Source organism: Poseidonibacter lekithochrous (genome assembly GCF_013283835.1).
Classification (GTDB): Bacteria; Campylobacterota; Campylobacteria; order Campylobacterales; family Arcobacteraceae; genus Poseidonibacter; species Poseidonibacter lekithochrous.
Window position 1 is genome coordinate 848,331 of sequence record NZ_CP054052.1, and the last position, 10,724, is coordinate 859,054.

Consider the following 10,724-nt stretch of genomic DNA (forward strand, 5'->3'; position numbering starts at 1 on the left):
AAATTATGAGAAGAGTGAGGCAGAGTCAAGTTGTAAACAATTTTTTTACTCTTGCCTCAATCATAATCATATCTATTGTATTAACTTTATATGTTAAATACATAGCAAATGAACCTGAAATCACAAAAGAAAAGGTTATTCCTCTTCTTTGTGAACAAGATACTCTGACAAAATATAAAGTATATAATCAAGAACTATTAAATGAATCTCAAAAAGCTTTAATCAAAGGCTATTATAAATTAGAAGGTTCTTACCAAAAATCACAAAGCAATAAATCTGTAGCCCAAGAGTTTATTTCACTTGATGAAATGAATGATTATTATATTCAAGCAATACAGAAAAAAAATAAAGAAAATATCAAAACATATTTAACAATAGAGTATGTATTAATCGAGAAAGATAAAAACTCTAAAACTTCTGATGTGAAAAGAAAAGGTTTTTATTCTGGTTCAATTATGACTACTTTTAAAGCAGGTGAGAAAAAAATATTCAAGATATTCACAGACTTTAGATTGTATGATAAAGATGAGATATTATCACGAATAGATTGCTCAATAAAGGTATATGAAAATAATGCTAAAAAACTTAAGTAAATCAAGCTTCACTGCTGTAAATATAACTATTGTAATCACTGTTCTAATGTATTTAGCCCAAGAGAGTATAACTCGTGGTGGTTTATATATGGGACTAAATATGTATTTTGTAGTATATGATTTTTGGTGGCAACCTCTAACTACTATGTTTGCTCATGGTGGACTTATGCACCTTGCTATGAATATGTTTGTACTATTTCAGTTTGGTGGATTAATAGAGAAATATAGAGGAACTAAAGAGTTCTTATTACTGTATTTTGTATGTGGAATATTAACTTCTTTAATATCTTTTGCCTATATATACTTTTTAGATAATCAAGTAAATCTAGTAGGTGCATCTGGTGCTATTTGTGCTCTGCTTGGATATGTAGCTTATTTAGATAAATCTCAAAGAAGTGGAATTATTACATGGGTTTTACTAATCTCTGTAGCACCACTACTTATAGGTATGCCAATTGCTTGGTATGCACACTTCATTGGTCTTGGTCTTGGTTTTATTTATGCCATGATTAGAAGATAAAGTATATTAAAAAGTTTGGCTTCAACTTTTTGATATATACTCATAAGCTGTAACTCCGTAAACTCTTTTAAAGTGCCTATTTAAATGAGATAGGTCGGTAAATCCAAATTCAACTATAGTTCCATATAAATCTTTTGTTATATCTAAATGCTTTTTTGCATGAATTATCTTGCAGTTTAGAAAATATTGATAAGGTGTTATTCCTGTATTTGCTTTGAAAACTCTAATAAAATGAAATTTTGAAATGTTTAGTTCTTTAGAAATTTCATCTATATCTAAAACTTCATCAAGGTTATAATAGATAATCTCTTTAGCTTTTTTTATAAACTCTGTTTCATTTTTATATTCTAAAGAGAAATCCTTGGAAGTAAAATTATTTACTAAATTTAAAAACAATTCATTACATAAAGTAATATCTTTATTATTTAAAATTGAATAAGAAAGATTCAATATATCATTTTTTAGTTTTTCTTTATAAACGATAGGTTGTGAGAAAGTAACTATATCCTTTTTCTCTAAAGCATCTAAAAACAGTTCAGGTTTAATATAAAGCATTAGATAATCTAAGCCATCTTTGTAGTTTCCTGCACTTCCATCATGTACTTGTTCTGGATTAAAAAGCATAACTCCATTTTTATGAGAAGCTAGTGATTTCCCTTCTAAATTATATTGTTGTACACCATTTAAAGTCACTCCTAAAGTATACTCTTCATGGGCATGTTTCTTATAAGAGAATTTACTCATTTTTGCAGATAAGGCTGTAATATCTAATTTGTTTTTATATATAAATTTATCCATAAATTACCTCTAAGTACCAGTAACACCCGATATCATAATAGCACAATATACTAAAAATAGGGACAATAAAATGTTTGAAGCTTTTTTGTTTTTTATTAAAAATGATTTCATGAGATTTCCAAATATTACCCAAAAAAAGAATGATAAAGACCCTATGATTGAAATAATAATAGCAAATAAAAGTAGCTCATTTAAAGAATTGTAATAAGGCATAATAAAACTTGGAAAAATTGTTATAGAAAATAAGATTACTTTTGGATTTATAAATTGCATTAAAAATCCAGATTTAAAAGTACCAAAATTTTTATTATTATTTACTATATTATTCATATGATAAATTTGGTACGCCAAATATAAGATATAGGCTGCTCCGATTATTTGCATAATCGCCGTAGCTTTTGGTAGAAACGAAGTCAATAAAGAGTTTAATACTACAGATAATACTAATATAATTGTAAATGCAATAGATGAACCATAACAAAAGCTAATTGCTCTTTTTACACCATAGTTTTGAACAGTTGATAATGTAACTATATGTGTAGGACCTGGGGTAAATGTGATTATAATACAATAGATTAAAAACGATAATATATTCATGTTCTTCCTTTTTCCAAATTATATTCATTTGTTAGTTTTTAGGATAGTACATTATTGCATTGTGTGATAAATATATATTTTTTACTTTCTATTTATCTCTCCCAACAAAATTTCTGTATAATATTACTAATAATCTCCAAGGATTTAAAAATGCAAATAAATACATCAGTAGATAATAGTATTGCTTTTGAAGCAAACGAAGTTGAATCAAAAGATAGAAGCAATAAAGAGTTAGAAGAGCAAGCCTCTAGTTTTGCACAGCTTCTGAGCCAAACTTCTAAAAGTGAAGATATATCTTATCAAAGTACTAGTTTTGATAATGATACTATCACTACTACTTTTGAAGACCCAACAAATGGTAAGATGGTTGCAGTATCTTTAAACAAAGATGTTGTTTCAAAGATAGAAGAGTACTTTGGTAAAGATGATGTATATAGAAGTCCTAATGGAACTGTAACTCTAGATAATAAAGCTGAGAGTTATGTAGCTGGTTGGTTTGAGGATATTGCTTATAAAAGAGATTTTATAAAAGCAGATGCTAATAACGACGGTCAAATATCACGAGATGAATACAACCAAACAAAAAACAATTTTGAAGCTACTATAAAAGTAAGTGTTGAAAGAAATGAAAAACTAAATGTTGATGTTGAAGAAACTGTAAGTAAATCATATATCAATGCACATGAAACAGATGAATATACTAGTTTATATAGAAGTGAAAATAGAGCTAAAAGTTTGGATGATGAATTAAATATGACTTTATCAATAGATAAGGATTTTAATTCAAAAGTTGATATGAGTGAGGCTTATAGTACAAATGAATCAATAAGTAAAGAAGAGTTACTTATGGCTCATGTAAATTCTTTGAAAATAGAAGATATTGTAAGAGCAAAAGCAGGGGATCAAGACAACCCAAATGCTTCTGATTTAACAGATTTATCTATGCAATTAAATGATGTTTTTTCTTTGATTATTGCACTGTTATTAAACTCAGATGATGAAAAAACAAAAAATATTCTTACAAAATTAAAAGATAATGATGGGGATGTTTCTGTTTTAAATGATTATGAAAAAGATATAGTTGAGAATATTCTAAAACTAAAAGAACCCGTAGATGGTAAATATGATATTAATGAGATAGATAAAGTTATGGAACTTTTCAAATCTTATGAATTAAAAGGCGACCCTCTAGAAGATAAAGAGAGCTCAACAGAGGCTGTAATAGATAAAACTGTAGTTTAGTTATTCGTAAAGTACGTAACTATAGACATTACAACTAATACAAATGCAGTTCCTATAAATACATCTTTTAGTGTTACTGTTGGATTTAATATTCCACAGTATGGGCATTGTCTTGATTTTTCTTTTATTTCTCTTTTGCAGTTTTTACAATTAACGATAATAAATCCTTTTTGATTTGTGCAATATTATCATAATAGTTTTTAAAAGAAAAATCTTTCAATATGAAATAAAACTAAATATTGTTCAATTTTTAGAGTATAATCCCAAAATGTTTTTACACCTAGACCTAGACTGCTTTTTTGCATCCGCACATCGTACCTTAGATAATTCACTTCATAATATTCCAATTGCTGTTGGAGGAAGAAGTAATCTTAATATTTTTTCTTCAAAAAAAGAGGTTAGAAAAATCTCTTCAAATTCAGGAGCTTTTGTAAGTACTATTCTTACAAATGAAGGCCAAAAGAGTTTCAAAGATTATTTTGTAGATCAAGATGGAAGAATTAGAGGGATTATTACTACTTGTTCTTATGAAGCTAGAGATTATGGAGTGAAAACTGCCATGACAGTAAATGAGGCTTTGAGATTATGTCCTCATTTAAAAATGCTAGCACCAAACTATCCTTTATATCATGATTTATCAGAGAAACTAAAAGCACTATTACAAAAAGAGATGCCTTTGATTGAACAGTTCTCAATTGATGAATTCTTTGGAGATGTTACAGGTTATTTAGAAGAAGATGAGGTAGAAGAGTTTGCATACAAGTTAAAACAGAAAGTTTTTGATGAGCTTAAACTTCCAATTTCTATTGGTATTGCTAATACAAAATTTTTATCTAAACTAATAACAGAACATGCAAAACCAGATGGAGTAAAGTTCGTACCAAAAGATAAAATTGCCCAATTCACTAAAGATATTCCTATCAAAGAGTTCCCTGGAATTGGAAAAGCTTTCCAAGAAAAACTATCAGGTTATGCTATTAAGACTTTAGGGGATATCAAAAAAAATAGAGAATTATTTTGTTCTTGGAAGAAACCCGGAATTGATTTATACAATCGTGTATGTGGAATAAGAGATAATAAACTAACTTTAGAGAGAGAAAAAAAATCCATAGGAATAGGGCGAAGCTTTGATGCTATTTTTGATAGGGTTGAAATTCGAAGAAGAGTGATAATTCTTAGTAGATATTTGTGCTTTTTAGTTCGAAAAGCAAATGTAAACCCTTTGACTTATGCTATTAAAATACAATATGAATACAAAGTAAAATCCAAAAACTATATAAATGTAAATAGAATATTCAATGAAACAGACTTCAAAGAAGCAATGGCAAAACTCTTTGATGACAATGATATTCATCCAACTCATGGGGTTGTTCAGCTTTCAATTACTGTATCAAATTTTGCTAAGACAAATGAATATACTTATAATCTTTTTGAGTATGAAGGTGATTTAAAAAAGAAAGAACTAACAGACCAAGTACAAAAATTAAGAACTAAATTTGGTATTGATATTATCAAAAGTGCTAGTGAGCTGAAAAACGACTAGTTATCATTTCGTTAATACATAAATGATATAATAATAAAAAATTAATAAGTGATATAATATGAGTCTAAAAGATAAACTAAAAGAGAATTCAAACAAATTACTAAATATAGCACGAGAGAATGCAACTTCTGCATTTGATTACCCAAAAATAAAAAGTGAACAACTAAAAGATGCTGTAAATGCAAAAGTTAGAGAAAAAGCTGTTTTAGCTACAAAAGCTAGATTAGTTGAAAATCATAAAACTTTTGATGATTACTCAGATGATGAATTAGAAGTAATTATTGCAGATGAAGAGAGAAAAATAGTAGATGATTTAAAAACTAAGTCTTTAGTGGTTGCCCTTGCTGCTCTTGGTTTAAACTTCTTTGTTTAGGATAATGAATGTTTAAACAAGTAAAATCAGCACTATTTTGGTACTACTTATATAAGTTTAGAAAAAGAGTAATTTTAATATTCCTTCTTTTGATTGTAGCTTTATTTGCAAATGCTATTTATGGGGATTTGATTGAGTATCTTAAACTAAAAAAGTTATTACAATATTTAGAGTTAGCCTTGATTTCAAAGTGGGTGATAATACTATTTAACCTTACTTTTTCTATCTACCTTATTTTAACTATGTTTAAAAAAGAAGATGAAGTAATTGCAAAACAAGAAGAGAAAAAAACAAAAAAAGCTAAACCAATAGTAAAAGAAAAAGTAGATACAAAAGAAGAAAAATTCACAGATAGAGAAAAACAATTTTTACATAAAAAAAAGATTAGAAGTAAAGCAGATTTATTAGTAGACAAATAGATAAGTTTAAAAACTTATCTATTTTTTTTGAATTGTAAATCACAATTATGTTCTTTTACTTTATCAAGTAATTCAAAGATTACATTTATTTGTATCTCTATATTTTCAGTTACTGCGATAATCTGTCCATTATCATAACCTTCTGCATATAAATCAACTGTATCTTGTACCATATGATGGAATTTTTGATGAGTATCTTTTAACTCATCCCATAACTTACCTTGTGCAAAGTCTAAGCCTTGCTCTTCACTTGCAATTAACCATTTCCCCATATCACATTGTGTATGGTCTTTAACTACAAATTTATTATCTACTTTACATTCGCAGAAGTTTACATTTTTGAAGTTAATATGGTCTGATTTTAATTTATTTAAATCAAAAATAAAGTCTGTATTACAAACTCTTCTTTTTGCATCAGGATTAAATGTAGTTCTATCAACTGCACTTTGAAGTTGTAATGATAAGTCTTTTGTTGTTTTTGCCATATCAAAGATATTAGATGATAATTGAGCATTACTTTGTGTTGCTTGGTCAAGAGAGTTTACAGTATCGTTAATTTGATTCATTGCTTCTTGTTGTTCTCTTGTAGCATTTGCAACTTCACCAATTAATTCAATTGTAGTATTAATATTTGTATCTAGTTTATTAAAACCATTAATCATTAAGGCTGATACTTCTTTTCCTTCTTTTGCTTTACTAGTAGCACTTTCAACTAAGGCTTTAATCTCATTTGCAGCTTCCGCAGATCTAGCTGCTAGATTTCTAACTTCTTGTGCAACTACGGCAAAGCCTTTTCCTGCTTCTCCTGCTGTTGCTGCTTCAACGGCAGCATTTAGTGAAAGAATATTTGTTTGGAATGCAATTTGGTCAATTACTGTAATGGCATCGTTAATAGTATTTACTTCATTACTAAGAGCATCCATAGATATAGAAGTTTTAGAAGCTAACTCTTTTCCTTCTTCACTTGAGTTTGTTACTTCTTTAGCGTACTCAGACATTTTAGCAGCGTTTTCACTACTTGCCGCAATTGTTGATGTTACTTCCTCAATTGCTGCTGCTGTTTCTTCCAGCGCTGCTGCTTGTTGATTAGAAGCTTTACTTAACTCTTCTGATGCTGTTGATAAATCTTGTGCACTAAATGTTAATCTTTTATTTGAATTATCAATTAATGCCATTACTTCATTGATTGTAGATTGAGTTACTTTTGTACCACTTAATAATGATGCAATAAGACCTGTAACCCCTTGGATTCTTGGAATATCTTGGTCATATTTTGCATTTGCTAATGCAATTAATGCTTCTGATAAAGTAGTAAGATTTGTTTGTGTAGTACCAATCATATTATTGATTTCATCAATTAAATCACTTGTTGCACTTGAACTTGCTTTTAATTGAATTCTTTCATTATAAAGACCAACATTTACTTTCCCCATAATACTTCTAGCTTCATTGATTACTTTGATATCTTGTTTTGAATCTTCATCAATTTTATCTATATATTTATTGAAGTTTTTACTAATACTTCCAATTTCATCATTTGATTCTATATCAATTTTATTTGCATGTTCTGAATCAATTAAGTTTTTTACACCTTTGTTTAGTTTTTGAATATTACTTAGAATATTTTTTACTGTAAACATTTGAAAAATTACGGCAATTAAGAATAAAATATTTAATACAATAGCTACATTTTGGAAGCTGTGTAAAGTATCTTCACTTTCTTGAATTGTTTCTTTATTTAACTGTTTTTGTGTTTTGATTATATTTCTGATTGTAGATTCTATATAATCAAAATATTCATCAACTCTAATCATTTCAGCATTTACATTGTCAGACATTTCATTAAAAGTTTTACCTTTTAAAGCCATTTTTTTACCAATATTTGCCATATTGTCAACATCAGTTTTAAGATGTTTTAGTTTAGATTTTAGTACCGGATATATTGCTGTTAGACTATCAATCTCTTCATATAAAGAAACTTTGATATTATCTACATCTTTAAATCCAGTAGTTTCACCAACTGCTAAAGCATCTGTTAATACTTCTTGAATAGATATAATATGATATTTAAGATTTAAAAGACTGATTTCATCTAAGGCTTTGATATCATCCAAATCTTTTTCAATACTTGAAACTGCTCTATCAAATGAGCTCATTTCATCTATAGAATTTTCTCTTGAGATAACTTTGTCGATTCCAAATTGTGCCATTTTCTTTAGTGATTGAAAATATGGATTAAATTTATTATTTATATTTGAAAGTTGATCTTTCTCTATTTTTGTTAATGGAAGTTTATTTATTTCTTGGTATGACTTTGTATATTCTTCTTTTAATTCATCTAATACATACAGTCCTTCTTCATCTCCTACTAGTGCAGAATCTGTTGAAACTTCTTGAAGATTTTTTAGTAGAAACTTCATATCTAAAAACGCTTCTGTTACTTGTGCTCGTTCAATTAAGTGTTCATTGGAATATTTGATTTTATCCATTGAAAAGAACAAACCTACTGCATTTAATACTAATAAAATAAAAAATGTACTTACTAAAACAAATGATTTTTTTTGTATAGTCATCTTATAAAACTCCTTGTGCTAAGGAGGATTATAATTTATAAGGACTTATAATTAAGTAAACAATTACTTATATATAATAAAAAAAGTGATAATCTAATAAGAATTGTCACTTTATGTCACTTACTGTTATTTATTCAGCCAAACAGTTTGTGTAGGATATGCAAAACTACAGTTATTTTCTTCTGCTAATTGTGATATTTTTACAATTACATCTTCTTTTACTGTTAACCAATCTTCCCAATTTGGACTTCTTGAAAAACAATAAACTAAGATATTTATTGATGAAGCATCTAATTCATCTACATAAACTAAAAGAGTTCTTTTTACACCTTGTAAATCTTCTTTTTTAATTGATTCAAATTTTTTAGAAGGTGATAGTGCTGCTGTTTTATTTGTGGCAATATCTGGATGAGTATTTAGCATTTCAAAAATTGCATCTTTTAGTTTTACAATATCTTCCATTTTACTCTCGTATGTAATTCCTACACTCATTTTAATTCTTCTACCAATCTTTCTTTTTGACCAGTTCATAATATGTGTATTTGCTAATTGTGAGTTGGGTACTGTAATCATTGCATTATCAAAAGTTCTAATTCTTGTAGTTCTCATTCTAATATCAACAACAGTTCCTTCTATTTCACTAGTTCTAATCCAATCCCCTTGTGAGAAAGAGTTATCAGTCATAATATTTAGTGAACCAAAGAAGTTTGCTAAAGTATCTTTTGATGCTAAAGCAATGGCGATACCACCAACTCCAAGAGAAGCTGCAATGGCTTTAATATCTATTCCTAATTGTGTAAATAAAAATAGAATTACTAATAAAACTAGAATTATTTTGATGATTTTTAATATAAATGCAATCATCTCTTTTCTAACATTTGGATATGTTTCTAATAAGCTGTGAGCATAGATATTGATACTATTGTTTAAAATAGCATATAAAGCCCATGTTAATAAGGCAATATAAACAGTATTAATCCATGGCATTATACTTTCTATTAAAACTGGATCTTTTACTAAAATAAATATAGATATTTGTATTGCCAAAAGATATAAAGCATAAATTAGTGGAGTATCAATAGATTGTCTTAAATACTCTCTTATTGTTGCACTATCTTCATGTTTTGATTTTACAAATAGTTTTGCTAAGAAATTAGCTAATAAAGAAATGATTTTTATATTTAAAAGTCTAAAAAACATAATGATAAATAAAACTACTACTATTTCCCCAATAGAGAATTTTAGGTAATAAGATGTTAGATTAGAAACAAATGAAATACCTTTTATTGAATCAATTTGATTTACAAAATATTGAAGGTTAAATTCATCAATAATAAAGTTTGATTTTCTAAATTTAGTAATATTATCAGATAAGTATTGAAGCACAAATAGTTGTGTATGATTATGATTGTATAACTCTACATAATTTTTTGTAAAAGCTGTAGATATTGTATTTGTTACAAGTTTTTCTTTATCGTAATCACTTGTATATTCTGAAATTGGAGTTGCATTTATTGTTGTGATTGCATTATTTAACAGTGCTTTTATATATGCTTTATCTTTATATTGCTGTTTTGCAATAATTATATTTTTTAGAGTATCTTCATAAGTTTGTTTTTCTTTGATTAAATATACTTCTAGTTGATCTCTTTTAACTGCTAATACATTTTGAGCTTTTGTATTAATATTGATTCTATTTGTTAATAAAGTTAGCTCATTTGAGTACTTTTCATTATTATTTAGTGTTTTTAGAAAAGATTCATTATTAATATTTTCTATTACATCACTTAGAAGTTTATTTTGAAGTTTAAGTTGTTGTTCTTCTTCTGTAAGATTCGAAATGTCTTCTAAGTTACTCTCTATTTCTATTTTTTTTAAATTACTTGTATTTACTTCATCTTTTGTTGTTGTATCTTTACTTTGTTTTGTTGGTTCTACAGTTTTGATTAATTCAACTGGTTTGTCTTGTACTTCTTGGCTTAGTAATAACAAAGGAATACATAAAGTAAGTATTAAAGTTTTTAGCATAATTTCTCCATAGGAATTAGTATTTATAAGTGATATTA

10 protein-coding genes are annotated in these 10,724 nt (G+C 27.3%); 6 read left to right on the plus strand and 4 right to left on the minus strand.

Features of this window, described 5'->3' with window-relative positions; all coding sequences use genetic code 11:
- The first annotated feature begins 5 nt into the window (after nucleotides 1-5).
- Nucleotides 6-593 (plus strand): hypothetical protein, encoded by a 588-nt coding sequence (locus ALEK_RS04185; RefSeq protein WP_071627428.1) that lies wholly within the window; start codon nucleotides 6-8, stop codon nucleotides 591-593.
- Nucleotides 574-1,113 carry a rhomboid family intramembrane serine protease gene (locus ALEK_RS04190; protein ID WP_071627427.1) on the plus strand — a complete coding sequence of 180 codons (540 nt, stop codon included), beginning with the start codon at nucleotides 574-576 and terminating at the stop codon, nucleotides 1,111-1,113. The genes ALEK_RS04185 and ALEK_RS04190 overlap by 20 nt, the downstream gene beginning before the upstream one ends.
- 21 nt (nucleotides 1,114-1,134) lie before the next feature.
- Here ALEK_RS04190 and ALEK_RS04195 read toward each other — a convergent pair whose 3' ends face one another.
- Both ALEK_RS04195 and ALEK_RS04200 read right to left on the minus strand, forming a co-directional pair.
- Nucleotides 1,135-1,911 (minus strand): AraC family transcriptional regulator, encoded by a 777-nt coding sequence (locus ALEK_RS04195; protein WP_071627426.1) that lies wholly within the window; start codon nucleotides 1,909-1,911, stop codon nucleotides 1,135-1,137.
- 9 nt (nucleotides 1,912-1,920) lie between these two features.
- Nucleotides 1,921-2,508: a LysE family translocator gene (locus tag ALEK_RS04200; protein ID WP_071627425.1), complete on the minus strand. Its 588-nt coding sequence runs from the start codon at nucleotides 2,506-2,508 to the stop codon at nucleotides 1,921-1,923.
- A gap of 150 nt (nucleotides 2,509-2,658) precedes the next feature.
- Between ALEK_RS04200 and ALEK_RS04205 the strand changes: the two genes are divergently transcribed.
- The 4 genes from ALEK_RS04205 (at nucleotide 2,659) to ALEK_RS04220 (ending at nucleotide 6,085) form a co-directional block, all read left to right on the plus strand.
- Nucleotides 2,659-3,750, plus strand: a complete 1,092-nt coding sequence (locus ALEK_RS04205) for a hypothetical protein (RefSeq protein WP_071627424.1) — start codon at nucleotides 2,659-2,661, stop codon at nucleotides 3,748-3,750.
- A 268-nt stretch (nucleotides 3,751-4,018) separates the two neighbouring features.
- Nucleotides 4,019-5,293, plus strand: coding sequence for a Y-family DNA polymerase (locus ALEK_RS04210; RefSeq protein WP_071627423.1), 1,275 nt, complete (start codon nucleotides 4,019-4,021; stop codon nucleotides 5,291-5,293).
- Nucleotides 5,294-5,351: 58 nt separating this feature from the next.
- The gene (locus ALEK_RS04215; RefSeq protein WP_071627422.1) at nucleotides 5,352-5,666 is read left to right on the plus strand and encodes a hypothetical protein; all 315 of its coding nucleotides are present in this window, start codon (nucleotides 5,352-5,354) and stop codon (nucleotides 5,664-5,666) included.
- An 8-nt stretch (nucleotides 5,667-5,674) separates the two neighbouring features.
- On the plus strand, nucleotides 5,675-6,085 hold the full coding sequence (locus ALEK_RS04220) for a hypothetical protein (RefSeq protein ID WP_071627421.1): 411 nt from the start codon (nucleotides 5,675-5,677) through the stop codon (nucleotides 6,083-6,085).
- Between the two features lie 14 nt (nucleotides 6,086-6,099).
- Here ALEK_RS04220 and ALEK_RS04225 read toward each other — a convergent pair whose 3' ends face one another.
- Together ALEK_RS04225 and ALEK_RS04230 are read right to left on the minus strand one after the other, a co-directional pair.
- A complete protein-coding gene (locus tag ALEK_RS04225) occupies nucleotides 6,100-8,658 on the minus strand; it encodes a methyl-accepting chemotaxis protein (RefSeq protein ID WP_071627420.1) in 2,559 nt (852 codons plus the stop codon).
- A 126-nt stretch (nucleotides 8,659-8,784) separates the two neighbouring features.
- Complete coding sequence (locus ALEK_RS04230; RefSeq protein ID WP_071627419.1) at nucleotides 8,785-10,686, minus strand: mechanosensitive ion channel family protein; 1,902 nt, start codon at nucleotides 10,684-10,686, stop codon at nucleotides 8,785-8,787.
- Between the last annotated feature and the right edge of the window lie 38 nt (nucleotides 10,687-10,724).

Coding starts and splice junctions, on each gene's coding strand:
- ALEK_RS04185 (WP_071627428.1), top strand. CDS start 6: ATGAGAAGAGTGAGGCAGAGTCAAGTTGTAAACAATTTTTTTACTCTT.
- ALEK_RS04200 (WP_071627425.1), bottom strand. CDS start 2,508: ATGAATATATTATCGTTTTTAATCTATTGTATTATAATCACATTTACC.
- ALEK_RS04195 (WP_071627426.1), bottom strand. CDS start 1,911: ATGGATAAATTTATATATAAAAACAAATTAGATATTACAGCCTTATCT.
- ALEK_RS04230 (WP_071627419.1), bottom strand. CDS start 10,686: ATGCTAAAAACTTTAATACTTACTTTATGTATTCCTTTGTTATTACTA.
- ALEK_RS04215 (WP_071627422.1), top strand. CDS start 5,352: ATGAGTCTAAAAGATAAACTAAAAGAGAATTCAAACAAATTACTAAAT.
- ALEK_RS04205 (WP_071627424.1), top strand. CDS start 2,659: ATGCAAATAAATACATCAGTAGATAATAGTATTGCTTTTGAAGCAAAC.
- ALEK_RS04190 (WP_071627427.1), top strand. CDS start 574: ATGCTAAAAAACTTAAGTAAATCAAGCTTCACTGCTGTAAATATAACT.
- ALEK_RS04220 (WP_071627421.1), top strand. CDS start 5,675: ATGTTTAAACAAGTAAAATCAGCACTATTTTGGTACTACTTATATAAG.
- ALEK_RS04210 (WP_071627423.1), top strand. CDS start 4,019: ATGTTTTTACACCTAGACCTAGACTGCTTTTTTGCATCCGCACATCGT.
- ALEK_RS04225 (WP_071627420.1), bottom strand. CDS start 8,658: ATGACTATACAAAAAAAATCATTTGTTTTAGTAAGTACATTTTTTATT.